This is a genomic window from Micromonospora sp. NPDC047465 (assembly GCF_040643125.1).
Lineage (GTDB): Bacteria > Actinomycetota > Actinomycetes > Mycobacteriales > Micromonosporaceae > Micromonospora.
Map to the genome: position 1 here is coordinate 23,968 of NZ_JBEYTP010000021.1, position 23,432 is coordinate 47,399.

The following is a 23,432-nucleotide window of genomic DNA, read 5'->3' on the forward strand; positions in this document are numbered from 1 at the left end:
CGCGAGGAGGGGGCCTTCGTCAACCGGGTGACTGATGGGAATTGAACCCACGACAACCGGGACCACAACCCGGTGCTCTGCCAACTGAGCTACAGCCACCATGCCTTCCGCGCCCGGTCGATCGCCCCGGGCGGGGTGCGGACCAATAATAGCCCCACCCCCGCCCGCCGCGTCCAGCGGGTTCTCCGCCCCGAAATCAGAGTTGGGCGGCGATCGCCTTGGCGGTCTCCACGTCGGGGCCGGGCAGCGGCACGAAGAGGGTCCGCCGGTAGTACTCCAGCTCGCGGATGCTCTCCCGGATGTCGGCCAGCGCCCGGTGCGCGAGCCCCTTCTGCGGCTGGCCGAAGTACACCCGCGGGTACCAGCGGCGGCACAGCTCCTTGATCGAGGAGACGTCGATCATCCGGTAGTGCAGGTGCGCGTCGAGGCGCGGCATGTCCCGGGCGATGAAGCCCCGGTCGGTGGCGATCGAGTTGCCGCACAGCGGCGCGGTGCGCGGGTCCTTGACGTGGCTGGCGACGTAGTCGAGGACCATGTCCTCCGCCTCGGCCAGGGTCACCGTCGAGCGCCGGACCTCCTCGGTCAGCCCCGACTTGCCGTGCATCGTGCGGACGATCTCCGGCATCGCCTCCAGCGCCGCCTCGTCGGCGTGGATCACCACGTCGACACCCTCCCCGAGCACGTTGAGATCGGGATCGGTGACGAGCGCGGCGACCTCGATCAGCTTGTCCCTGCCGAGGTCCAACCCGGTCATCTCACAGTCGATCCAGACGAGAAGATCAGCCACCGGCCCAGACTACGCGCAGCCCCGCCGGCCGCGCGCCCGCGCACCGTGGCGCGACCCGACCGCTAGGGTTTCCCCGTGCCAGCCGAACCCGCCGCACCGCCCGCCGTCACCGACGACGACCCGGGCGGCCGTACGGTCCGTCGGCTCGCCGCCGTGCTGGCACTGGCCGCCGTGCTGCCGGCGCTCTACCTGCCCGGGCTGGTACACGACTTCTTCGACCTGAAGATCTACATGCGGGCGATGGACTGGTGGGCGGCCGGCAACCCGCTCTACGACTACGTCCAGCCCGACCGGGTGCAGGGCGAGCTCTACTTCACCTACCCGCCGTTCAGCGCGCTGCTGCTGCGCCCGTTCGCGTTGCTGCCGCTGGGCGCCACCGTGACGATCTTCACGATCCTGACCGCGCTCGCGGTGGTGGTCACCACCCGTTGGCTGTCGGCGCCGGTGATCGCCCGGCACGGCCTGCCCCGTGTGTTCACCCTCACGGTGGCGGTCCTGCTCGTGCTGGCCGTGGAGAGCACGCGGGAGACGATCACCTTCGGTCAGATCAACATGCTGCTGGTCGTGCTGATCCTGGCCGACCTGCTCTTCGCCGTACCCCGGGCGGCTCGGTGGGCCGGCGTGGGTGTCGGGCTGGCGACGGCGCTCAAGCTCTTCCCGGGCATCTTCATCGTCTACCTGCTGGCCACCCGGCGGTGGCGGGCGGCGGCGGTGGCGAGCGCGACGGCCGCCGCCGCGACCCTGCTCGCCGCGGCGGTCGCGCCGCGTGACTCGTGGCGGTTCTGGACCCACGAGCTGTGGGCGACCGACCGGGTCGGCCGCACCGACTACACCGGCAACCAGTCGCTGTTCGGGCTGCTCAGTCGCATCACCGCCCCGGAGAAGCCGGACCGGATGCTCTGGCTGCTGCTGGTCGCGGTCGTCGCCGGGTACGGGCTGTGGCGGGCGGCGCGGGCCGCCCGGGCCGGGGACCCGCTCACCGGGCTCGCCCTCACCGGGCTGGTCGGCGCGCTGGTCAGCCCCATCACCTGGACCCACCACATCTACTGGTTCATCCCCGCGGTGGTGGTGCTGGCGGACGCGGCGATGAGCGCCGACCCCGGCACCGGCGAGGGCCTCCGCCGCCGGAACTGGCTGGCCGCGCTCGCCGTCGGCACGACCGCCCTGATCGTGTACGGCGTGGTGACCTTCTACGACTGGGGCGTCGCCCCGGTGCGCACCGACTCGCCGGGCGAGTTCCTGGTGCGCAACACGTACGTGCTGCTGAGCCTGCTGCTGCTGGTGGCGCTGCCGGTCGGGCGCCGGGCCGGGAAGTCACACCAAATGGACAGTCTTCCCGAGTAGCCCCGTTCACCGCTAATCTGGTCACAACTACCTCAGGTGTCTCTCGGGTAGCACCGATCCCCCGGTGAAGGTGGCCCTCCGCGTCGGCAGCGCGGAGGGCCACTCGCCGTCCGGGCCGCCCGGGCACGGTCAGCGCGCGGCGTCCGGGGAATCCGGGGCCGCCGGGGAGGCCGGGGTGGGCGGGGATTCTGGGGCCGCCGGGGTATCCGGGGCGGCCGGGGAATCCGCGGTGGGCGGGGAGTCCGCCGTGGTCGGGGAGTCCGGGCGGGGCCGTCCCTCTGTCGGGGCCGGCGCGGCCGTCGCCTCGGCAACGGTCGGCGGCCAGGCCAGGCTGAGGGTCACCTCGGGCGGGCGGACCGCCGGGTCGCCGCCGGCGAGGTCGGCGAGCGTCGCGGGGCGGCGCGCGGGCACCGGCCCGATGGCGGCCCGGGACGGCGCGGGGCCGGCGCCGACCGAGGCGAGCTGACGCCCGACGACCCGGGACCGGTCGCTGTCCCGGGTCGGCTGGGCGCCCAGCCCGCTGAGCGAGGTCACGCCGAGCCGCCCAGCCAGCACCGGCACCTGGTCCGGTTCGACCACGAAGACCACCTCGCGCGGGCGTACCGGGCGCAACAGCAGCAGCACGGCGAGCACCACCGCCAGCACCCCGCCGGCCAGCAGGCCCGCGGTCGCCGGGGCGGTCCAGCCGGCCCGCAGCCCGGCGCGCAGCTCCAGGGTCAGGTCGGCCCGCCCGTCGGGACGCAGCACCACCAGGCTCAGCCGCCGGTCGGCCAGCTCCTGCGGGGACCACTCCAGCGTGCCGATCCCCTCGCGTACCCAGAAGGGCTGACCGATCGGCGTGACGGCCGGCGCGGTGCCGGCGGCCGGTGTGGAGCCGGCGGCCGGCGCGGCGGGCTCCAGCCGGACCGGCAGCGGGCCCCGGGCCAGGGCCACCCGGCGGACCTCGGCGTGCGGCACCGGGTCGAGCCAGCGCCGCACCTCGTCGGCGGGGGCCAGCCCGACGAAGGCCGGGCCGTCGGCCGTGCGGGCGTCCAGCCGGAGCCGGGCCTGCCCAACCCGGGCGAACGGCGCCTCCGCGCGCAGCAGCTCGTCGAGGTCCCGGACGACCACCGCGTGCCCGGGGGTGTGCACGGTCTCGAACCGGGCGCTGAAGGCGCCTGCCGGGTCGGCGTGCCGGGTGAGCATCCCGAGCACACCGCCGGCGAGCAGCGCCGGAATCCCGATGGTCAGCAGCAGCACTCCGCCGAGCGCCCGCACGAACCGCATTCGCCTCGTCCCCCTCCGTAGCCGGATACCCCGGCCGACCTTACCGACGAGGACCGACTGATCAGCGGATATCCACGGCACCGGCCCGGAAAGCCGCCGGCCCGCCGGGTACGCCGACGGGCCGGTAAAGGGTGGGAAGAGGCTTACGCCTTCGGCGCGGGCTCCCGCCGGCTCCGCGCGAAGGCGAGACCGCCGAGCAACAGGCCCCCCGCCCCGGCGACCAGGCCGGCGATGCCGAGCCCGGTGGCCAGGCCGACGCCCTCGGCGTCGTCATCGTCGTCGGCCTGTGCCGGGGCGGCGCCGCCGGTGGGGGCGGCCGACGGCGAGGCCGCGGTGAGGGTGAGCACCGGGGCCGGGCTCTCCGGCTCCTCCCCGCCGGGGGTCGGCTCCTCGATCCAGCGCTGCACGTTGCCGTCGGAGTAGGTCTGCAGCGTCTTGAAGACCATCGTGTCGACCTGCGGCAGCGGACCCATCGAGACCGGGAACTCCTGGAACTCGCCGGGCTTGACCCCCGCGTTTCCGGTCGCCGTCCAGGTGAGCTTGGCGACGACCTCGGTGAGCTGGCTGCCGTGCACCTCGACCGGCGGGTCGACCTTGCGCTTCTCCACCGCCACCGTCCAGCCCGGCACCGGCATGGTCGACACGGAGCCCACCGGCGCGTTCTCGGGCAGCACCACCTCCACCTTGGTCGTGGAGGCGGTGTCGCTCTCGTTCGGCACCCGGAAGGCGAACCGGCCGTAGCCGCTCTGGGTCGCCTCCTGCGGGTTGACCGAAACGTGGGCGGAGGCGGGCGCCGCGAAGCCGAGGACGGCGGTGGCGACGGCGCCGAGCGCCAGGGCGGCTGCGGTACGCCGGAGACGGATCATCTGGGAGCCTTCCTGTTACCTGATCGGCACGGTGGCGGTCACCGTGGCCTGGTCGATGTCGGACGTGCGGACGGTCACGCGCAACTGCCACTCCCCCGCCGCCGGCAGGTTGATCTCGCCGGTGGCGTGGTTGTCGGTCAGCGGCAGCAGCGGGACCTCGATCGCTTCGATCCCGGCCGACGGCAGGGCCGCCGTGGCGCGCCACTCCACCACCGGCTGTGGCCGGTTGTCCTTCGTGTACGCGTAGAAGTGCACGGTGTTGTTGCCCCGCTCGGCCGGGTCCAGCTCCACCTGGAGGGAGTAGATCGGGCTGGACAGCGTCGTGGAGAAGTAACCGGGGGAACCGCCGGTCACGTCGGAGCCGGCGGTGCGGGCCGGGGTGGTCTGCACCAGGACGGCGGTCAGGCCGAGCACCACGGCGGTGATCGCCAACTCCGCCCAGACCGCCCGCCGCATCGGCGTCGGCCGCCCGGCCGCCGTGCGGCGCACCAACTGCCGGGAGTACGCGGCCACCACGATGACCAGCGCGAACAGCCCGATCTTGCCGAGCAGCAGCCGCCCGTAGGTGGTGTCGACCAGCGCGCCCGGCGTGGCGACCTCGATCAGCGCCTGGACGGTGCCGGCGAGCAGCAGCGCCGAGACGGCCAGCGTCGCCCAGCGCGACCAGATCGGCAGGATCGCGCCCAGTTCCCGCTCGTCGGCCCGGCGCAGCAGGAAGGCGGCGAGCATCACCAGCCCGCCCAGCCAGACGGCCATGCTGCCCAGGTGGACCGCGTCGACGACGACGGAGACCGCCGGGGCGGGCGAGGCCGCCGGGTGCCCGGCCAGCGGCCAGGTCAGCAGGGCCGCCACCCCGAGGATGCCCAGGATCACCAGGTCGGCGCGGCCGACCGGCCCGGCCAGCAGCGGCCGGAGCAGGAACGCCGCCGCGGCCAGCAGGCCCAGCCGCACCAGATGCGCCGCGCCGAAGGTGCTGCCCAGCACCGCGCTGAGCCCCTCGCCGGTCACGTCGAACACGCCCCCGCCGGCGGTGTAGGGCACCTGGAGCAGCAGGTTCGCCACGGTGGAGAGCACCACCAGGCCGAGCCCGGCCCAGGCCAGCCGCGCCGGGCCCTGCCGGGGCAGCCGCCGGGGCCACAGCGCGGCGAGGACCATCGCCGGGCCGACGAGCAGCAGCAGGCCGGCGTAGCCGACGTACTTGGCGACCTTGACCGCGTTGCCGACCACCGGGTCGGCCCGGCTGTCGTCCCCGGTGTCGACCGGGGGCGTGGAGGGCGCGCCGACGGAGTAGGTGAACGCGCCGGAGACCGGATGGCTGTCGGCGGAGATCACCCGGTAGCTGACCAGGTAGGTGCCGCGCCCCCCGGCCGAGTCGACCGGGATCGTGACCACGCTGCCGGAGAAGCTCGGCTCGCCCCGGTCGGCGCGGGAACCGTCCGGCGCGATCACCCGGATCTTGCCCGGCACCTTGCGGACGGACTCGCTGAAGGTCAGCACCACCTCGGCCGGCCCGCTCGACACCACCGCCGAGGCGACCGGGCTGCTGCTCACCAGCACCGCGTGGGCGCTGGCGGGGCCGGCGGGGGCGATCAACAGGGCGACGACGGCGATCAGCAGGCCGACGGCGGCGGTCAGCCGGGCGAACCGGCGACGGTTGGCGACACTCATGCCGGTCATGCTCGCGGACCCGACCCGCCGGGCGCGAGTCCGACCGTGCGGAACTGCCCGAGGCCCACCGGCCCGCGCGACTCCCTGCTCGGGCGTGCGTGCCCGGGGCGGAGCGTGGTCAGCCATGCCGGGCCCGGAGTGACGTCGACACCGGGCTGCCGGACTCGCCGCCGACCCGGCCCAGCGCCCACAGCAGCCCCGCCTGCACCACGGCGGCCAGGTGGCCGACCTCGTGCACGAGGGCGGTGGTGGAGTTGGCGATGTCGACGGCGCTGGTGCCGGCCAGGCACACCGCCAGCACCAGCGCCACCGGCACGAACGCGCGGGCCCGCTCCGGCCGCCACGCGGCCAGCGCGAAGCCGACGGCCAGCGCCACGTCGAAGGAGGCCATCTCGCGGCTGGTGTGCGGGTCGACGGTCACGTCCAGCCCGGCCAGCAGCACCGGCAGCGCGATCGACAACTGGGCGGCGGCGGCGACCGCGACGGCGACCCGCAGCACCTGACGGCGGGCCCGCCGGGTCGCCTCCGGCGCGCGCCGGGCCGCGACCGGGTCGGCGGCGACCGCCGCGAGCACCGAGGCCGTCAGGTCGGGCACCGCCACCGCCCGCACCCGGGCCAGCCGGGTCACCTGCTCGGCCCGGGCCAGCCAGGCGCGGCAGCCGGGGCAACGCGCCGTGTGCGCGTCCAGCACCGCCGACGCCGCCTGCGGGTCCTCGCCGTCCAGCCGCGCCGACAGCGCCGTGCGTACGTCGTCGCATGTCATGAGCGGGTAGTCGTGCGGCGAGCCGGGAAAGTTCCCGGCGTGGCGCAGGCCATGGAAGGGCCGAAGGACCCTGCCCCCTCCTGCCGTGCCGCGTAACCTGGGTTGTCGTGATCCCCGCCCCGCGCGACACCTCCGCCGTCGGTCCCACCGACGCCGCCGCCGCGCGCGAGTCGGCGACGGTGTGGGCGCTGGCCGCCCGCGACGGGGATCCCGTCGCCCAGGCCGCCTTCGTCCGGCTCACCCAGGCCGAGGTGTGGCGCTTCGCCGCCGCGCTGGTTGACCCGGACAGCGCCGACGACCTGACGCAGGAGACCTACCTGCGGGCGTTCCGGGGGCTGCCGGCGTTCGAGGGGCGGTCCAGCGCGCGGACCTGGCTGCTCGGCATCGCCCGGCGGGCCTGCGCCGACCACCTGCGCACGGTCGTGCGCCGCCGGCGGCTCGACGAGCGGCTCGCGGCCGACGCGGGGGCAGGCCGGTCGCACCCCGACCCCGCCGGCCAGCTCGGCGCCGCCGACCTGGTCCGCCGGCTCTCCGCCGAGCGGCGCGGGGCGTTCGTGCTCACCCAGTTGCTCGGCCTGTCGTACGCCGAGGCCGCCGCCGTGGAGGGGGTGCCGGTGGGCACCATCCGCTCCCGGGTGGCCCGGGCCCGCAACGACCTCGTCGAGGCGGTCGGCGACGCCCTCGCCGGATGAGCGGGAACGTGGCCGGGAACTTCCGTGGCGGACGCGACGTCCAATGATCGTGACCGCCCCCCGTACTCCGGCCGCCCGCTGGCCGGCCGTCCGCCCCTGGCTCGGCGTGGCCGCCCGGCTGGGCCTGGCCGCCGTCTGGCTGATCGCCGGCGGCAGCAAGGTCGGTGACCTGGCCGCCTCCGGTCGCGCCGTCAACGCGTACCAGGTCATGCCCTACGACGTCGCCACGGTGGTCGGCGCGGCGCTGCCCTTCGTGGAGCTGGCGTTGGGCGTGCTACTGCTCCTCGGGCTGGCCACCCGGCTGAGCGCCGCGGTCTCCGCGGCGCTGCTGGTGGTCTTCGTCGCCGGCATCGCCTCGGCCTGGAGCCGGGGCCTGGCGATCGACTGCGGCTGCTTCGGCAGCGGCGGCCAGCTCGCCGAGGGGCAGGCGCCGAGCTACCTCCCGGAGATCCTCCGGGACCTGGGATTCCTGGCACTGGCCGGATTCCTGCTGATCTGGCCCCGCACGCCCGTCTCCGTGGACGGCTGGCTGACGGGGGACGTACCCGTGGAGGACGAGAATGAGTAGTCGCAAGGGGCAGAAGGGCGCCGCGCGGGTGGTCCGCGAACAGCTCGCCCGGGAGCAGCGGCGCAAGCGGACGCTCTGGGTCTCCGTGGCCGCCGTCGCCGTCCTGGTGATCGCCGGCCTCATCGGCTGGAGCATCTACTCCAGCCAGCGCTCCGACGACTTCACCCCGCCGACCGGCGCGAACGAGGCCGGCACCGGCGTCGTCGCCGGCTCGGGCCCGGTCACCGTGGACATCTACGAGGACTTCCTCTGCCCGGCCTGCAAGCAGTTCGAGCAGGTCAGCGGCCCGACGATCGACCAGCTCATCAGCGAGGGCAAGGTCCGGGTCGTCTACCACCCCGTGGCCTACCTCAACCGCTTCTCCACCACCCAGTACTCGACCCGGTCCTCGGCGGCCTCCGGCTGCGCGGCCGAGAGCGGCCGGTACCGGGAGTACGCCAAGGCACTGTTCGACCGGCAGCCGCCGGAGGGCGGCGCCGGGCTCAGCGACGACGAGCTGGTGGACATCGCGGCGGGCGCCGGCGTCGACCGGGACGGGTTCGCCTCCTGCCTGCGGGAGGGCACCTTCAAGCCGTGGACGGAGCACGTGACCGACGAGGCCAGCAAGGCCGGCATCACCGGCACCCCGACCATCGTGGTCGACGGCCAGGAAGTCGCCGACCGCAGCCCGGAGGGGATCAAGGCGGCGGTGGAGGCGGCCGGCAAGTGATCCGTGACCTGCTGGCCCGCGCCGGCCTGGTGCTCGCCGCCGCGCTGGCCGCGACGCTCGCGCTCGCCGGGCCGGCGGCCGCGCACGGGGCGGACGCCCCCGACGGCACCGACTACCGCACCGAGGTGACGGCGGTCACCCCGGCCCGGGCGGGGCTGAGCGTACGGGTGGTGGAGGCGGGCGCCCGGCTGGAGCTGACCAACACCGGCGACCACGCCGTCGAGGTGGTCGGCTACTCCGGCGAGCCGTACCTGCGGGTGGGTCCCGACGGGGTGTACGAGAACGTCCGCTCCCCCGCGACGTACCTGAACCGGACCATCGCCGGGGACACCCGGCTGCCGGCCGAGGCGGACCCGGCCGCACCGCCGGACTGGCGGCGGGTCGACGATTCGTCCACGGCGCGCTGGCACGACCAGCGGGCGCTCTGGCGCGAGTCGGCGCCGCCGCCGCAGGTGCGGGCCGCCCCCGACCGGGAGCACCGGGTGCGGGACTGGGTGGTGCCGCTGCGCGCCGGCGCCGAGCCGATGGAGATCCGCGGCACCCTGGACTGGGTGCCGCCGCCGGACGCGTACGCCTGGTGGGTGGTCGCCACGGTCGGGCTGCTCGCGGTCGGCGCGCTGGGGCTGCTGCCGGCCGGGTCGGCGCCGGGCGCGCGGGCGCTGGCCGGGCTCGGCGGGCTGCTGGTGCTCGGCGGGGTGGCCGCGGTGGCGTTCACCGTGGGCCGGGAGCTCGACGCCGGGGCGCGGGGCGTCGGCGGCGTGCTGACCGGCCTGCTCGGCGGGCAGGTGTGGGCGCTGCTGACCGGGCTCGGCGCGATCGCCGCCGGGGTGTACGCGCTGGCCCGACGGCCGGCCGCCGACTTCGCGCTGGCGCTGGCCGGCGCCTGCCTGGCGCTCTTCGCCGGGGTGGCGAACGCCGCGGTCTTCGCCCGCGCCGTCGCCCCCGTCCCGTGGCCGGCGACGGCGGCCCGGATCCTGGTCGCCGTCGTCCTGGTCACCGGCGTCGGTGCCGCGGCGGCCGGCGCCCTCCGCCTCCACGCCGCCTCCCGCCGCCCCTCCCCCTCTCCCACCCCCAGCCCCACGGCGCCCCGCCCCTGACGACTCCGGGGCGGGGTGGGGGTCAGCGGGGCATCGCCAGCGTTTCCCCACGACCTCCCACGCATCGGCGGTCCGTCCGCGCCCCCCGCGGGGTCAGCGCATTTCCCGTACATCACTGTTTGCCGATATCCGGCAACCGCGCATGGCATCGATCACCGTCCGCCGCACGGACGTCGGGCCGGAGCGCACCGGACGCGGGCCGGAGGTACCGGACGCCGGGCGCGGTGCCGGCGCGTCGCCCGGGGCCGGCGGGCCGGCACCGGCGGTAGGGTCGTGACCATGACCGCGCCCGACCGCCTCTCCCCCGGTGACCCCGCCCCCGACTTCCGCCTGCCCACCGACACCGGCGAGACGCTCTCGCTGGCCGACCTGCGTGGCCGCAAGGTCGTGCTGTACGCCTACCCGGCGGCCATGACGCCCGGCTGCACGAAGCAGGCCTGCGACTTCCGCGACTCGCTCGCCTCGCTCCAGGCGGCCGGCTACGAGGTCGTCGGCATCTCGCCGGACAAGCCGGAGAAGCTGGCGAAGTTCCGCGAACGCGACGCCATCACCTTCCCGCTGGTCGCGGACACCGACAAGTCGGTGCTGATCGCGTACGGCGCGTACGGCGAGAAGCAGTCGTACGGCCGGACGGTGACCGGCGTGATCCGCTCGACCTTCGTGATCGACGCCGACGGGAAGATCGAGCGCGCGCTCTACAACGTCAAGGCGACGGGCCACGTCGCCAAGCTGCGCCGCGACCTCGGGCTCGACTGAGTCCGGCCGCCCTCGACCGGCCGCGGGGGCGTCTCGCCACCCGGCCGGCGAGGCGGGCTCGGCACCGTCGTGACCCGACGCTCTAGACTCAGCGGGTCGGCGGGAGTGGCGTAACGGCAGCCGCGGTAGGTTTAGGTCCTATTGTCCGAAAGGACGTGGGGGTTCGAATCCCCCCTCCCGCACTTCGGGGTCCACCCCGCCCGCACCACCGGCTGCGCTGTTGGACGCGTCACGATCGCGGGTCGGCGCGGGCCCAGCGCGGTCAGGATTGCCCGGTGACCCTGCGCTTCGTCCTCGACCCCGAACTGACCCCCGACCTGCGCGAGGCGATCGTCGCGCTCTGGGTCGACGTCACGAACGCCGGCGGGGCGGTCGGCTTCGTGCCGCCGGTCACCGCCGCCGACGTCCGGCGCACCGCGGAGCCGACGTTCGCCGGCATCGTCGATGGCCCGGACCGCCTCCTGCTCGGGTACGCGGGCGACCGCCTCGTCGCGGCGCTGATCTTCTGCGACAACCGGTTCAACCTGAAGGCGCACTGGTGCGTGCTGAAGCGGGTGATGGTCCACCCGGACACCCAGGGCCACGGGTACGGCCTGACGCTGATGCGCGAGGCCGAACGCCTCGGCCGCGAACTGGGCCGGGAGGCGCTGCACGTGACGGTCCGGGACGGGCTGGGGCTGGACCGCTTCTACCGGCGGCTCGGTTACCGGGAGATCGGGCGCCTGCCCGGCGCCCTGCGGGTCGCGCCCGGCGACGACCGCGACGAGATCCTCATGTGGCTCGACCTGACCGCCCCGCACGCGCCCGCGCGCTGACCGACCGCTTCGCCCACGGCCGCGCGCCGAGCCGACGGCTCAGCCGCGCCCGGTCACCAGGCCACGCCGATGCCGTCCCCCGGGTACCAGTGGTTGGCCGGGGTCTCCCGGTAGGCGAGGAACTTCCGGCCGGTGCGCTCGGCGTGCTCGGCGAGGACGTTGGTGGCGGTCACGTTGTCGGTGAGCAGGATCGCGCCCGGCGCGAGCTTGCCCTCGACCGCCTCGAACTCGCGCTTCTCGTGGGCCCGGCTGTGGTCGCTGTCGTGCAGGAAGAGGTCGACCGGCCGGTCCAGCGCGGCGATGGAGGCGATGGAGTCGCCGATCACCAGGTCGACCACCTCGGACCAGGGCGCGGTCCGGGCGAGGTAGCCGGCCTCGGGGTTGATGTCCAGCGAGGTGACCCGGCCGGGGTGCCCGTCGGCGGCGTTGCGCAGCAGCGCGGCGGCCAGGACGCAACTGCCGAGCCCCTTGTCGACGCCGGTCTCCACGACGTGCTGCGGTCGCGTGGCGCGGACGATCGCGTACCAGCCGATCCGGCGGGCGTAGCGGACGTGCCGGTCGGCGAGGCCCCGGCGGGCCGCGCCGGCGGTGGCGGACTCGATGTGCCGGCGCAGCACGTCGTCCGACTCGATCTCGCCGAAGTACGCGCGGACCTGCTTGACGGGCACGTCGCAGACCACGCTGACGAACCAGGCGAGGTGGTGCCGGCTCAGCTTGGTCAGCTCGTACGTGTAGTTGTGGTGCTCCCGGGAGGTGAACAGCCACCGGGCCGACGTGCGCAGCACCTTGGCGTCGTGGCGGGCGACCCGGGCCAGGCGCTTGGGGAAGGCGGCGACGGGGGCGACGGGGGTGCGGGCGATGGCTCGCCGGAGCTTCGTTGCGTCCACGAGAGGGTTCTACCAGGCGAAGGGAAACAGCCGCGGAAAAAGTTTCATCCATGGCCTTGGACGGCGGGGACACGAGGGCCAGCCGTCTCCATAGCGTTCTGACCGGTAGGAGGAGGGGCCATCCCCGGAGCGGATGAGGGTACGCGCGCACTCGCTTGCGTAAGTAGCATCGCGCCATGCCAGGTGCACACCAGTTCGTCGAGCCGGACCCCGTCGCTGACAACGCCGACACCCCGCGGGGAAGGCATGGCAAGCCGCGTCGTCGATGGCGGCGGATCGCCCTCATCAGCCTGCTGGTGGTGGCACTGCTCGGGGGTGCCGGCATGATCGCGGGCGGGCTCTACCTGCGCTCGGTGGAGTCGGACATCGAGCGGGTCGACGCCTTCGCGGGCGTTCCGGAGGAGGGCCGCCCGCAGGCGGTGGCCAAGGGCGCCATGAACATCCTGATCCTGGGCAGCGACACCCGCGATCCGGAGAGCACGTCGGGTTCCCGCACGGACACGATCATCCTGGCCCACCTGCCGAAGGACCGGTCCAGCGCCCAGCTCATCTCGATCCCCCGGGACACCTGGGTGGCCGTGCCCCGCGCCAAGGACGGCAACCACGGCGGCCGGGACGCCAAGATCAACGCCGCGTACGCGTGGGGCGGGGTGCCCTTGATGGTGCAGACCGTCGAGAAGTTCACCAGCGTGCGGATCGACCACGTCATGATGGTCGACTTCGCGGGATTCAAGGAGATCATCGACGCGCTGGGCGGCATCGACATCAACTCGGAGAAGAACTTCACCTCGATCCACCCTCCGTTCCGGACATTCCGCCAGGGCATGCAGCGCATGGACGGTGAGACGGCGCTCGACTACTCACGGCAGCGCAAGCAGTTCCCCGATGGCGACTTCGCGCGCATCCGCCACCAGCAGCAGGTCATCAAGGCGATCCTGGACCGGGCCGTGTCCGGGGGCATCGTGACGAACCCCGGCAAGCTGAACTCGTTCGTGAAGGCGACGTCGAACGCGGTGTCGGTGGACGAGGACATGTCGCTGCTCGGAATGGCGACCGACCTGCGCGGCCTGCGCGGCAGCAACCTCGTCTTCATGACCAGTCCGACGAAGGGCACGGGACGGGTGGGCAGCGAGAGCGTCGTGTTCGCGAACACGGAGAAGGCGAAGACCTTCTACGACGCGGTGCGGCGTGACGCGGTGCCGGAGATCCTGAGCACCGGAAAGTAGGAGGTCGGACTGACGTACCGGCTCTGGTGAGGCGACTGCCTCGGTCGTATCCTTCGTTCGCCTCGGGTCTGTCATGCAACGTACGGGGCAGTCAACGGGGGAAGGACCAACCATGTCCAGCCAACAGGCGACGGGCCCGGACGCCACCGCGGCGTGGTTCGATGACGCGCCGGCACGACGCGTGGTGACGACGGTGGCCGACGAGGACGCCGGCGCGACCGCCACGCCGAGGTCGGCTCCGCCGGCAGGTGGGCAGGTGGACGACGGCGCGTCGCGTCCGGGTCTCGACGTGACGGCGGTGCTGCCCTATGCCGGCTCCCGCGCGTCCACCCGCACCCGTGGGCTGCGGGCCTGGATGATGACGGCTCCCGTCGACGTCGCGGCCCTGCTGACACCCTTGCTGCTCACCCAGCAGTACTGGCGCGGGACGCTGGCCATGGCGGCCCTGACCGTGACCGTCTTCGCTGCCGGCGGGCTCTACCGCGCCCGCCGCCACGTGAGCATCCTGGACGAGCTGCCGAGCCTCTGCGGACGCCTGCTGGCCTGCGCGGCGGTGGTCACCATCATCGCGGCCCTGCGTCACGACTCCGCGGCGTACGTGGGCGGCTTCGCCCGCGGCGTGACGCTCGCGGCCGGGCTGGTCCTCGTCGGGCGTGCCTTCTCCCGGGAGTTCGCGACCATCGCGCGCAAGCGTCGGTGGGTGGAACACAACGCGGTCATCATCGGCAGCGGGCCGATCGCCGTGGAACTCGCCCGCCTCCTCCGGCGCTACCCCCAGTACGGGCTCCGCTTCGTCGGCTGCGTCGATTCCGCGCCCCCGCAGGCGCCGACGGCGCTCCCGCTGATCGGCACCCTGGACCAGCTCGAACAGCTCGTGCGGATCGTCGAGTGCGACGTGCTCATCATCGCGGACCCGAGTTGCCCGGAACTGACGCTGATGGAGTTCCTCCGCCGTCCGGGCAGCGCGAGCTGCGACCTGTGGGCGGTGCCCCGGCTCTGGGGCTCCCGCTCGCACGGCGACCACATCGGCGCGATCCCGATCGTCAAGGTCGGTGACATCACGCTGTCGGGCCCCCGGTGGGCACTCAAGCGCGCCTCGGACATCGTCTTCGCCGCCACGGCGCTGCTCGTACTGAGCCCGGTGCTCGCGCTCTGCGCGATAGCGACGTTCATCGACGGTGGTCGAGGCATCTTCTTCTACCAGGAACGGATCGGCCGCCACGGCAAGCCGTTCCACATCATCAAGTTCCGCTCGATGCGTCCCGTGGACGAACACGAGTCGCAGACGAACTGGTCGATCGCAAACGACCGGCGGGTTGGACCGATCGGACGCTTCATGCGTCGCACCTCGCTGGACGAACTGCCGCAGCTCTGGAACATCCTGCGCGGCGACATGAGCGTGGTCGGACCACGGCCGGAGCGGCCGTACTTCGTCGAGAAGTTCTCGGCCGAGTACCCCAACTACGCGATGCGCCACCGGGTGGCGGTGGGGCTGACCGGGCTGGCACAGGTCAGTGGCCTGCGGGGCGACACCCCGATCTCCGACCGCGCCCGGTTCGACAACTACTACATCGAGAACTGGTCTCTCTGGCTCGACGCCAAAGTGCTGATCCGCACGGTGGCCGAGGTCTTCCGCGGCGGTGGTCGCTGACCGGTTGGTGGGGCCGGTGAACCGCCGGCCAGACTGATCGACGAGTGCTACCCGCCCCGCAACACCACCTGCTGTCCCCCTTCTGCGCGCTCGCCGTCGACCGCGCGCCGACCGCTTGGAGAGTCGATGCCGGACGTTTCGGTCGTGATTCCGACCACGGGCAGGCCCAGCCTCGCCGAGGCGGTGCTGTCCGCCCGCGCGCAGGAGGGGGTGTCCGTACGCATCGTGGTCGTCTGCGACACGGCCGGGATACCCGCGTCCGTGCAGGAGCTGCGGGGGCAGGTGGACGAGATCGTCTGCACCGGCGGCGGACGACGCGGCTCCCACGCGCGCAACCTCGGGGTCGCCCACGCCGCCCCGGGCAGTCACGTGGCGTTCCTCGACGACGACGACGCCTGGCTGCCGACGAAGCTCGCGGTCCAGGTGCCGGTCGTCGACCGCCTGGCAGCCGCCGGCAGGCGGCCCGTCGTGTCGTCCCGGATCCTGCAACGCAAGGCCGGTGCCGCGCCGCTGCCGACGGCCGCCCCGGAGACGCTGATCGCCGAGGGCATGCTCCCCGAGGACTACCTCTTCCGCCGTCGGCACCTCGGCGTGGGCCGTCAGTCGTTGCCCACGTCGACGCTGCTCACGACCCACGAGCTGGCCACCCTGTGCCCGTGGGACGAGACGCTGCCGCGCCACCAGGACTGGGACTGGCTGGTGCGTGCCGCCCGCATCCCGGGCGCCACGATCGTGCAGGTCGAGGAGGCCACCGCCGTCTACACCGTCGGCAGCCCCGGCTCGATCTCCGCGCGCGCCGACTGGCGGCAGTCGTGGCAGTGGGCCAAGCGGTGGGAAGGGGTGTGGTCGCCGGAGACGTTCTCCGACTTCATCGCCGCGCAGACCCTCCGGTACGCCCTCCAGGCCAGGGACGGCGAAGGCGTACGGGAGATGGTGCGCGCGATCCGGCGGAACTCCGCCCCGTCGGCCCGCAACGCGGTGCTGGCCGCGCTCGGTCTCGTGCCGCGTGCCACCCTGGAGCGCGTGGCGATGCGCAAGTCCCGTGCGTCCGCCAGCTCACTGCCGACCGACGGAGCCCACTGATGCGTCTGCACTTCGTGCTGCCCCAACTGGAGCCCCTCTACGGCATGGAGCTGGCGGCGGCCCTGCTCATCCGTGGTCTCCAGGCGCACGGCGTGGAGGTTTCGGCGACCGTCCTGTCGCGGGGTGTCCCGGCCGGCCTGGAGGACCTCAGCATCGACACCCTCAACCTGGGCTCCAGGATCACCCGGCTGATGGAGGCTGTCCCGCCGTTGCGGCGACGGTTGCAGGCCCTGCCGGCGGACGTCGAGATCGTCGCGAGCGGGCTGTGGGGAAGCGTCCCGGTGGGCGCGGCGCTGGCCGGCGCCGGGCGGAGCTTCGTCGCGTGGGAGCACTCGCTGCTGCCCGAGCGGCTGCGCATCGACCGCCGGGTGCGGACGCTCGCCCGGATCACCCGGGTCGGCGCGCTGCGCCCCCGGCTCGTCGTCGCGGTCTCCGGGGGCGTCGCGCGGACCGTCCGGCAGCTCGTGCCGGGGCAGCCGGTCGTCACGATCACCAACCCGCTGCCGCCGCGTCCGTTCGTCGCGCCCCGCGACGTCGTCGACCGCCGGCGCATCCAGCTCCTCACCACTGCGGCCTTCCGCCCGTACAAGAACCATTCCTGCGCACTCTCCGCCCTGGCCCTCCTGCCCGACAACTACCACTTGACCCTCGCCGGCGACGGCGAGGAGCGGGAGCTGCTCCAGACGCAGGCGCGTGACCTGGGCCTGGAGGGCCGCGCGACGTTCCTCGGCAGGGTGCCGGGAGTCGGCGGGCTCCTCGCCGAAGCCGACCTGCTGGTACACCCCTCGCGGGCCGAGACGTTCGGGTTCAGCCTGGTCGAGGCGGCCGAGGCCGGTCTGCCCGTCGCCGCTCTGCCGGTGTCCGCGCTGGACGAGCTGATCCCGGCTCTGGTGCCGGGGGCGCTGGCGGCGGACACCACCCCCTCGGCCCTGGCCGAGACGGTGCTGAGGTTGACGCGGGGCGGGCGCCCCGGCCCCGCCGACTTCGAGAAGGCCTGGCACGCGCGCTGCGCCGCGCTCGATCCCGCCGAGGTCAGCCGCCAGTGGGTGGAGGCGTTGCAGCGGTGACCCTGGCTCAGGGAACGGCCGGCCCGGCGCAGGACCAGGACGACCGACGACGACGGCCGGGGTCACACCGGCGGAGGTCCGCCGTCGGGGGCCGGGGGGACAGCTTCCTCCGCAAGTCCGGCAAGTTCTTCACCGGCACGCTGCTGCGGACCGTCGCGCAGGGCGTGCTCTTCGTCCTCCTCGCGCGGGAGATGCCGATCGGCACCTACGGGCTGTTCGTCGGCGTGACCGCGCTCATCGCCCTGGTGTCGCCGTTCGCGTCGGCCGGCGCGCCGAGCCTGATCTTCCAGAACTACGCCGACTCGCCGGCCGAGTGGCCCCGGCACCTCGCCCGGGGCCTGCTGCTGTCCACGGTCTTCGGCGCGGGCGCGACGGTGCTGGTGACCGCCGCGGGTGTGGCCATCTGGGGCGCCCAGGTGAGCGTGGTCGACGTGGCCTGTCTCGCCTTCGCGGACCTGGTGGCGTGGCGTCTCGTCGAGGTGGTGGCGGCCTCGGTCCAGGCCCGGGGTCGGGTCTTCGTCGCGTCGGTCATCCCCGCCGTCCTGCACGTGGCGCGGCTGGCCGGGGCGGTGGCCCTGGGCCTGGCCGGCCCGGACCCGATGACGCTGCGCACCTGGGCGGTCACGTCGGCCGCGCTCTCCGCCGTCATCGGCCTGTTGGTGATCGGGTACGGGCTGCGCGGATCGGGAGGGTTCCCGTTCGACAGCCGCGGCGCATTCGCGCAGGCACGGGCAGGAATGCTCTTCGCCGTCGGCCTGTCGGCCCAGACGGTCTACAACGACCTCGACAAGGTCATGCTGTCGCGGCTGAGCACGCCGGAGAGCGCCGCCATCTACGCCGCGGCGTACCGGGTGGTCGACTTCGCCTACACGCCCGGCCGGTCCATGGCGGCGGTCGCCTACCCCAAGTTCTTCGAGGCCGGGCGGGGCGGTCCCCGCGCCGCGTTCGCGCTGACCCGGCGGCTGCTGCCGCGCTACCTCGGCTTCGCGGTGCCGGCGAGCCTGTCGCTCGTCGCGTTCGCCTGGGTGATGCCGTACGTCTTCGGGGCCGAGTTCGCGGCGGCCGAGACGGCGCTCCAGGGGCTGAGCGCGCTGCTCGTGCTGAAGGCGATCCACTACCTCGCGGCCGACACCCTGTCGGGAAGCCGGATGCAGGGCCGTCGGACGGTCTGCCAGATCGCGGTCGGCGTCGTCAACGCGGGGCTCAACGTCTGGCTCATCCCGGCCTACGGCTGGCAGGGCGCCGTCGTCTCCAGCCTGGTGTGTGACGCGCTCCTCGGCATACTGCTGTGGGGCTGCCTCCTCGCCTCGCTCCGCGGGCACCCGGGCGCCCGCGCGGCGACGGACAGTGAAAGGGTCTGAGTTGGTCAGCCTCTTCGGTTTCCTGTTGACGGCGAGTGGTGTCGCGGTGGCCGTCTGGCTGGTACGCGCCCGGCGGCGCGTCGCCGCGTCGTTCGGCGAAGGCGCCGTGGCAGTCGCGCTCATCGGGTTCGCGGTGCTCACGAACGCCGCGCCGGTGCTCGCCGGGGAACGCAGCTCGGCGCTCATCGGGCTGCTGGTGCTCTGCCTGCTGGCGTGGCTGATCGTCTCGGGCCGCCGCAGCCTGCGTGGCCCCGCCGACATCTGGCTCCGGATCTCGCTGCTGATGATCGGCGCGCTGCTCGCCTGGTGCTTCGCCGTCGACAGCCTCGTCGGCGCCGGCCTGTACGGCTCGCGGATCGCGGCGTACGCGGCCTCCGGGCTGCTGCTGCTCGCCCTGCTCCTGCTGTCCCGCCGTACCGCCCTGAACACGCGGGCGCTGGCCTTCACGGGGCTGGCCGTCCTGGCGGTGATGACGATCCCGACGCTGTTCACCGGGCAGGCGTGGCGGGCCTGCACCGCCGGGAAGCTGGAGAAGTGCTCGGTGGCGGGGGCCCTGTTCAAGAGCTTCTACGACTCCGAGAACTACGTGGCCATGCTCGCGTCGTTCACACTGGTCGCCAGCCTGTGTGCGATGCGGCGGCTGGAACTGCTGGCGACGGCCTCCTTCTGCCTGCTGATCATCGTCGCCACGGGCTCGCGCACCAGCTACCTGGCGATCGCCGCCGCCGGCGTCTGGGTGCTCGGCAGCCTCGTCCTCGAACGGCGGCGGCAGTTCCTCCGGATCAACTTCGCCCTCTGCGTCGCCCTGGTGGTGTCCGCCCTCGGGCTCGCCACCTACCTGACGTGGAGCGCGTCCAAGACGACCCTGAGCAACCGCGGCAACATCTGGATGGCCGCCCGCGAGTACATCGCCGGCGCCGAGGCCACCGGCGCCGGCGTGTCCAAGTGGTACTACCTGCGGGACATCGGCGAGGCGCCCACCCACTTCTTCCACTCGGGCTACGTCCTCGTCATCTTCTCCGGCGGTCTGGTGGCGCTGACCCTCTGGGGCCTCTGGGCGGCCACCCTGCTGCACGGGCCCGTCACCGACGGCCGGGCCTTCTCCGCGAAGGCGCCCGTCGTGCTGCTCGTCGTCTACTCGTTCACCGAGGTGGTCTGGAACCCGCTCTCCGTCGACGGGCTGTCGTGGATCTACGTGGCGCTCATGCTGACCACCTCGGCCTCCGCCACGGCGGATCCGGTCCCCGCTTCCGGGCCCGTTGACGCGGCCGACCGGCCGGTCGGCCGGCGGGCGGCGCGACGCCGACTGGCGTCCTAGACAGCCGCCGATCGGGCGCGCGGCGGTCTCCGTGGTCACCGAGCCGTCCGGCTGGGTCGGCCGGGGGCTGGCCGACCCGCCGCCTGAACCGGTGCCGCGGTAGCGCGGTGCCGTCAGCCTCAGGAGCCGGCGGCTGGCGGAGCGCTGCCGGCGATCGGCAGGTTGTGGAAGGCCAACAGTCCGGCGCCCGTCGAGGTGGCGATCCACGGTCCCGCCCCGGAGTGGCCCAGGTAGCTCACGCCGGTCGCGCCGGCGGCCGGGCCGGAAAGGGTCAGCACCAGTCGGCCGCCGTCCCGGTACGCGATGCCGGTGACGGTGACGGTGCTGCCGTTGATGCGGAAGTCCGCCTGCGCCCCCGGCTGGACCGTGAGCGGGTCGTCGTCGCGCAACTGGACGACCACCTCGGTGCGCTCGGCGTTGGCGAAGGCCGCCGCCCGCGGGTCGGGGGACGCCACCCCGTCGCCCGGGCCGCCGTACAGGTCGTGGGCCAGCACGCTGAAGACCCGATCGCCCAGCTCGCGGTAGCCCTGCTCCCAGGCGAAGTGGCAGCCCTCGTGGCCGGACAGGCCGTTGGTGGACAGCACCGTCACCCCGAGGCTGTCGCGCATCCGCCGTTGGGCCTCCCGCAGCCGTCCGGTGCTGCTGTCACCGCAGGGCGAGGTCCGCACCTGGAAGACGTAGTACCGGCTGCCGCCGGGGATGTCGATGCCGATCTCCCGCCGCCAGTCGCTGAGCAGGGCGGTGACGCCAGCCACGTGCCTGGTGGCGTTGTCGTTGTCCGACTCGCCCTGGTACCAGAGCACGGCCCTGACCCGCCCGATCACCCCGGCGGCTGTCAGGCGTTGCCGCAGCCGACCGTAGTTGGTGGCAATGTCGCCGGGGTTGGCGTCGTTGCGCTGGAAGAACGAGATGGGCTTCCCGTTCTCGGCGCCGTTGAGGACGGCCACCGGCACCTGGTAGGTGTCCGAAAGCCGGTGGGCCATCCGGATCCCCCACTGGCCGACCGAGCCTGGTTGCCGGATCGCCTCGCTGACCGCGTAGTTCCACCCCCGGTCGGACGCCGAGAACGTACGGTCCGCCGTGGACGATCCGTAGCTGCGGACGAAGGCGGACTCCTCCCCCGCGGACGATCCCCGGTACTTCGCCGAGACGGCGTTCGACTGGCCCTGGATGACGTAGACATCACCGGCCACGACGCCGTCCCAGAGGCCGACCCTTCGGCTCAGTCCGTCACCCAGCACGTGCAGTTCGAAGCGGTACTCCCGTAGCGCCGCGACGATGCGCCGGCGGAAGGTGAAGTCACCGCCGGTGGTGACCGGCAGGGTGTCCTCCCACCCCTCGGCCCCGCTGGTGACCTTCAGCCGTACGGCCCTGACCCGGGCGTCGTGCACCTTGCCGACAACGGGGACCACGGCGCCGCTCTCGGCGTCCCTCGGGTACAACTGCCGGTCGCGGGGATGCTGGTCGAGGGTGAGCACCGACGGCCGCGCGTACACCGTCAGCCGTCGCTCCGTGAAGGCGCCCGCGTTGTCGGACAGCGTCCAGTCGGGGTGGCCGTCCGGCGCGGTACCGATGCCGACCGACAACGGGTTCTTCTGCGAGGTGAACCCGTTGACCGCGAACACCGTCTGCGGCGGGACGCTGGAGGGGCGGGTGGGGGCGACCAGGTGGACCTGGAACGAGCCGTACCCGAGAGCGCCCCGCAGGTCGTCGTCGGCGTCGAAGCGGCCGTCGGAGGCGCCCGGTATCTGGCCGGACGCCCCGGCGTTGTACGAGTTGGGCCACATCTCCAGGTAGCCGGGAAGCCCCGTGCCGGCCGTCAGACCCTCGACGTTGGACGCGATCTCCAGGTCGCTGACCCGCTGCCGCACGATCTGGCCGCGCCGGGTCGGCAGCCCGAGGCGGCTGGCGTCGGCGGCGAACGGCGCCATCGCCGTCCACACCCACTGCCGGCCGGCCGGGCCGGTCAGCTCCAGGCAGTAGCCGACCCGGTCGAAGCCGCGGGCCACCTCGGCGGTGCGGTCGAACGCGTACGCCGGGTTGCGGTTCGCCCAGTTCGCGCGGACGGGCAGGTCCACCGCCGCGACCGGGGTGAAGTCGGCCATGCCGGGGACGTTCGCCGCGCAGCTCGTGCCGTCCACCGGGGCGACCGTCGGCCGCGCTGGGTCGCCGCCGGACGTCGACCACGCCGCCTGCGGTGTCCCGATCGGCGACGGGGGCCAGGCGACCACCGCCAGCGCGCAGACGAGCAGCCCGACCGTCCCCACGGCGATCCAGACCTTCCGGGGTACGGACCGGAGGCGCTGGAACGGGGAGAGAGGATCGGACACCCTCGGACCTCCACTGGTCGGGCGGTTCGTCGCGGCAAGGCTATGCGATGCGCGGCGACGGATCGTCCGCGCCCGGGACCCGCGGCCGCACCGCGCCCGGGCGTCATCGTCGGCGCCCGTCAGGAGGCTCGGCGGTCGGCACGGGGCGCGACATGACCGGACGTCGTTGTCTGCGATGATGCGCGCCATGGCCGCTACCACCTCCACGCCCACGGTGGGCACCCGGTCCGTCGGGATCGACACCCTCCGGATCGTCGGACTCGCGGCCGTCGTCGTCGGTCATGTCTGGATCGACGACACCACGCGGGCCGTCATCTACACCTGGCACGTCCCGTTGTTCTTCATCCTCACCGGCTACTTCTGGTCGGCCGGCCGCCCGATGGGCGGCGAGTTGCGCAAACGGTGGCAGACCCTCGGCGTGCCGTACCTCACCTGGCTGGTGCTCCTGCTCGCGATGCTCGCGGCCGTGGCGGCGGTGAAGGGTGGCGTGGGACCGGACGCCTTCAGTGGAGCGCTGTACGGCGGCACCGCCGCCGTACGGCCGTTCTCGGCGTTCTGGTTCATCTCGGTGCTGTTCCTGATCGCGGTCGCCTACCGGTGGCTGGAGCGGTTCGGGACGGCCGTCAGCTGGGGGGTGGCCCTGGTGGGGCTGCTGGCCGCCTACCTCGCCCCGGACGTGGTCACGGCCGGTCCCCTTGGTGTGTTCCTCGTCCCGGCCTGCCTGCTGTTCGTGCTCTGCGGTCGCCACCTGCGTCAGCTGCGGCCGCGGTTGTCCGCCGGGATGGGCGCCGGCATGGTGTCGGCTGGCGCCGGTCTGGTGCTGATCGGTGCGAGCGGCTCGCTGGACATCAAGGCCGGCGACTTCGGGAAACCGGTGTTCGGTGTGCTGACCGCGACCCTGCTCAGCTGCGGGTTCATTCTGCTGGCCGAGGCTCTCGACGGACGCGTCGGCGTGCCCGCGGCGCGCGCCGTCGGCCGACTCGCCGCGTGCGGCATGGCTGTCGTGCTGAGCCACGCAGCGGTGCTGTGGGTTCTGCGCACAGGCCCGAACGGCGGCTGGGTCGACCTGGCCGCGGCCCTCGTGCTGCCCTGGGCGTTCGCGCTGGCCGTGCTGCGGACGCGCTTCGGTCCCCAGCTGACCGGGGCGGGCGGACGCCGGCCGTAGGACGCGGTGCGGG

20 protein-coding genes, 2 tRNA genes and 1 pseudogene are annotated in these 23,432 nt (G+C 73.7%); 15 read left to right on the forward strand and 8 right to left on the reverse strand.

The annotated features are described in order from the left end of the window. Positions 1 to 26: 26 nt before the first annotated feature. A tRNA-His gene (locus ABZ793_RS19700) sits at positions 27 to 99 on the reverse strand. Between the two features lie 97 nt (positions 100 to 196). Next, positions 197 to 787 (reverse strand): oligoribonuclease, encoded by a 591-nt coding sequence (orn, locus tag ABZ793_RS19705; protein WP_357459106.1) that lies wholly within the window; start codon positions 785 to 787, stop codon positions 197 to 199. Positions 788 to 862: 75 nt separating this feature from the next. Here orn and ABZ793_RS19710 point away from each other — a divergent pair, with 75 nt between their 5' ends. Continuing rightward, positions 863 to 2,131, forward strand: a complete 1,269-nt coding sequence (locus tag ABZ793_RS19710) for a glycosyltransferase 87 family protein (RefSeq protein ID WP_357459109.1) — start codon at positions 863 to 865, stop codon at positions 2,129 to 2,131. 510 nt (positions 2,132 to 2,641) lie between these two features. On the opposite strand, the pseudogene ABZ793_RS19715 reads toward ABZ793_RS19710, so the two are convergent. From ABZ793_RS19715 to ABZ793_RS19730, 4 genes and pseudogenes are all read right to left on the reverse strand, one after another. Beyond that, positions 2,642 to 2,857, reverse strand: a pseudogene (locus ABZ793_RS19715) (hypothetical protein); the annotation flags it as partial. A gap of 683 nt (positions 2,858 to 3,540) precedes the next feature. Further along, complete coding sequence (locus ABZ793_RS19720) at positions 3,541 to 4,263, reverse strand: YcnI family protein (protein ID WP_357459113.1); 723 nt, start codon at positions 4,261 to 4,263, stop codon at positions 3,541 to 3,543. Positions 4,264 to 4,278: 15 nt separating this feature from the next. Next, positions 4,279 to 5,940: a copper resistance protein CopC gene (locus ABZ793_RS19725; protein WP_357459115.1), complete on the reverse strand. Its 1,662-nt coding sequence runs from the start codon at positions 5,938 to 5,940 to the stop codon at positions 4,279 to 4,281. 109 nt (positions 5,941 to 6,049) lie between these two features. Continuing rightward, on the reverse strand, positions 6,050 to 6,694 hold the full coding sequence (locus ABZ793_RS19730) for a zf-HC2 domain-containing protein (RefSeq protein WP_357459119.1): 645 nt from the start codon (positions 6,692 to 6,694) through the stop codon (positions 6,050 to 6,052). 107 nt (positions 6,695 to 6,801) lie between these two features. Between ABZ793_RS19730 and ABZ793_RS19735 the strand changes: the two genes are divergently transcribed. The 7 genes from ABZ793_RS19735 (at position 6,802) to ABZ793_RS19765 (ending at position 11,331) form a co-directional block, all read left to right on the forward strand. Continuing rightward, on the forward strand, positions 6,802 to 7,386 hold the full coding sequence (locus ABZ793_RS19735; RefSeq protein ID WP_357459122.1) for a sigma-70 family RNA polymerase sigma factor: 585 nt from the start codon (positions 6,802 to 6,804) through the stop codon (positions 7,384 to 7,386). Positions 7,387 to 7,435: 49 nt separating this feature from the next. Continuing rightward, a complete protein-coding gene (locus ABZ793_RS19740) occupies positions 7,436 to 7,954 on the forward strand; it encodes a MauE/DoxX family redox-associated membrane protein (protein ID WP_357459125.1) in 519 nt (172 codons plus the stop codon). After that, positions 7,947 to 8,663, forward strand: coding sequence for a thioredoxin domain-containing protein (locus ABZ793_RS19745; RefSeq protein ID WP_357459128.1), 717 nt, complete (start codon positions 7,947 to 7,949; stop codon positions 8,661 to 8,663). Before ABZ793_RS19740 ends, ABZ793_RS19745 begins: the two co-directional genes overlap by 8 nt. Then, positions 8,660 to 9,760, forward strand: a complete 1,101-nt coding sequence (locus tag ABZ793_RS19750; protein ID WP_357459131.1) for a hypothetical protein — start codon at positions 8,660 to 8,662, stop codon at positions 9,758 to 9,760. Before ABZ793_RS19745 ends, ABZ793_RS19750 begins: the two co-directional genes overlap by 4 nt. 279 nt (positions 9,761 to 10,039) lie before the next feature. Then, positions 10,040 to 10,516, forward strand: a complete 477-nt coding sequence (gene bcp / locus ABZ793_RS19755) for a thioredoxin-dependent thiol peroxidase (protein WP_350702826.1) — start codon at positions 10,040 to 10,042, stop codon at positions 10,514 to 10,516. Positions 10,517 to 10,615: 99 nt separating this feature from the next. Further along, positions 10,616 to 10,698 (forward strand) — tRNA-Leu (locus ABZ793_RS19760). 93 nt (positions 10,699 to 10,791) lie between these two features. Further along, entirely contained in the window at positions 10,792 to 11,331 is a 540-nt protein-coding gene (locus tag ABZ793_RS19765) for a GNAT family N-acetyltransferase (RefSeq protein WP_357459135.1), read from the forward strand. A 53-nt stretch (positions 11,332 to 11,384) separates the two neighbouring features. On the opposite strand, the gene ABZ793_RS19770 is transcribed toward ABZ793_RS19765, so the two are convergent. Next, complete coding sequence (locus tag ABZ793_RS19770; RefSeq protein ID WP_357459138.1) at positions 11,385 to 12,218, reverse strand: class I SAM-dependent methyltransferase; 834 nt, start codon at positions 12,216 to 12,218, stop codon at positions 11,385 to 11,387. Between the two features lie 176 nt (positions 12,219 to 12,394). On the opposite strand from ABZ793_RS19770, the gene ABZ793_RS19775 reads away from it, so the two are divergent. The 6 genes from ABZ793_RS19775 to ABZ793_RS19800 all read left to right on the forward strand — a co-directional run bounded on the left by ABZ793_RS19775 (position 12,395) and on the right by ABZ793_RS19800 (position 19,924). After that, positions 12,395 to 13,444: an LCP family protein gene (locus tag ABZ793_RS19775; RefSeq protein WP_357459141.1), complete on the forward strand. Its 1,050-nt coding sequence runs from the start codon at positions 12,395 to 12,397 to the stop codon at positions 13,442 to 13,444. Positions 13,445 to 13,556: 112 nt separating this feature from the next. Continuing rightward, entirely contained in the window at positions 13,557 to 15,095 is a 1,539-nt protein-coding gene (locus ABZ793_RS19780) for a sugar transferase (RefSeq protein WP_357459144.1), read from the forward strand. A 126-nt stretch (positions 15,096 to 15,221) separates the two neighbouring features. Continuing rightward, a complete protein-coding gene (locus ABZ793_RS19785; RefSeq protein WP_357459147.1) occupies positions 15,222 to 16,178 on the forward strand; it encodes a glycosyltransferase in 957 nt (318 codons plus the stop codon). Beyond that, complete coding sequence (locus ABZ793_RS19790; RefSeq protein WP_357459149.1) at positions 16,178 to 17,245, forward strand: glycosyltransferase; 1,068 nt, start codon at positions 16,178 to 16,180, stop codon at positions 17,243 to 17,245. The genes ABZ793_RS19785 and ABZ793_RS19790 overlap by 1 nt, the downstream gene beginning before the upstream one ends. Beyond that, positions 17,242 to 18,606: an oligosaccharide flippase family protein gene (locus tag ABZ793_RS19795; RefSeq protein ID WP_357459151.1), complete on the forward strand. Its 1,365-nt coding sequence runs from the start codon at positions 17,242 to 17,244 to the stop codon at positions 18,604 to 18,606. The genes ABZ793_RS19790 and ABZ793_RS19795 overlap by 4 nt, the downstream gene beginning before the upstream one ends. Before the next feature lie 46 nt (positions 18,607 to 18,652). Continuing rightward, positions 18,653 to 19,924 carry an O-antigen ligase family protein gene (locus tag ABZ793_RS19800; RefSeq protein ID WP_357459154.1) on the forward strand — a complete coding sequence of 424 codons (1,272 nt, stop codon included), beginning with the start codon at positions 18,653 to 18,655 and terminating at the stop codon, positions 19,922 to 19,924. A gap of 119 nt (positions 19,925 to 20,043) precedes the next feature. On the opposite strand, the gene ABZ793_RS19805 is transcribed toward ABZ793_RS19800, so the two are convergent. Next, positions 20,044 to 22,254 carry a sialate O-acetylesterase gene (locus ABZ793_RS19805; RefSeq protein ID WP_357459157.1) on the reverse strand — a complete coding sequence of 737 codons (2,211 nt, stop codon included), beginning with the start codon at positions 22,252 to 22,254 and terminating at the stop codon, positions 20,044 to 20,046. 187 nt (positions 22,255 to 22,441) lie between these two features. Here ABZ793_RS19805 and ABZ793_RS19810 point away from each other — a divergent pair, with 187 nt between their 5' ends. Further along, complete coding sequence (locus ABZ793_RS19810) at positions 22,442 to 23,419, forward strand: acyltransferase (RefSeq protein WP_357459159.1); 978 nt, start codon at positions 22,442 to 22,444, stop codon at positions 23,417 to 23,419. Positions 23,420 to 23,432 lie beyond the last annotated feature (13 nt).

What these genes read in the sequence shown, in the direction of transcription:
- ABZ793_RS19720 (WP_357459113.1), bottom strand. Translation starts at nt 4,263, where the DNA reads ATGATCCGTCTCCGGCGTACCGCAGCCGCCCTGGCGCTCGGCGCCGTC.
- ABZ793_RS19725 (WP_357459115.1), bottom strand. Translation starts at nt 5,940, where the DNA reads ATGACCGGCATGAGTGTCGCCAACCGTCGCCGGTTCGCCCGGCTGACC.
- ABZ793_RS19730 (WP_357459119.1), bottom strand. Translation starts at nt 6,694, where the DNA reads ATGACATGCGACGACGTACGCACGGCGCTGTCGGCGCGGCTGGACGGC.
- ABZ793_RS19745 (WP_357459128.1), top strand. Translation starts at nt 7,947, where the DNA reads ATGAGTAGTCGCAAGGGGCAGAAGGGCGCCGCGCGGGTGGTCCGCGAA.
- bcp (WP_350702826.1), top strand. Translation starts at nt 10,040, where the DNA reads ATGACCGCGCCCGACCGCCTCTCCCCCGGTGACCCCGCCCCCGACTTC.
- ABZ793_RS19775 (WP_357459141.1), top strand. Translation starts at nt 12,395, where the DNA reads ATGCCAGGTGCACACCAGTTCGTCGAGCCGGACCCCGTCGCTGACAAC.
- ABZ793_RS19780 (WP_357459144.1), top strand. Translation starts at nt 13,557, where the DNA reads ATGTCCAGCCAACAGGCGACGGGCCCGGACGCCACCGCGGCGTGGTTC.
- ABZ793_RS19785 (WP_357459147.1), top strand. Translation starts at nt 15,222, where the DNA reads ATGCCGGACGTTTCGGTCGTGATTCCGACCACGGGCAGGCCCAGCCTC.
- ABZ793_RS19790 (WP_357459149.1), top strand. Translation starts at nt 16,178, where the DNA reads ATGCGTCTGCACTTCGTGCTGCCCCAACTGGAGCCCCTCTACGGCATG.
- ABZ793_RS19810 (WP_357459159.1), top strand. Translation starts at nt 22,442, where the DNA reads ATGGCCGCTACCACCTCCACGCCCACGGTGGGCACCCGGTCCGTCGGG.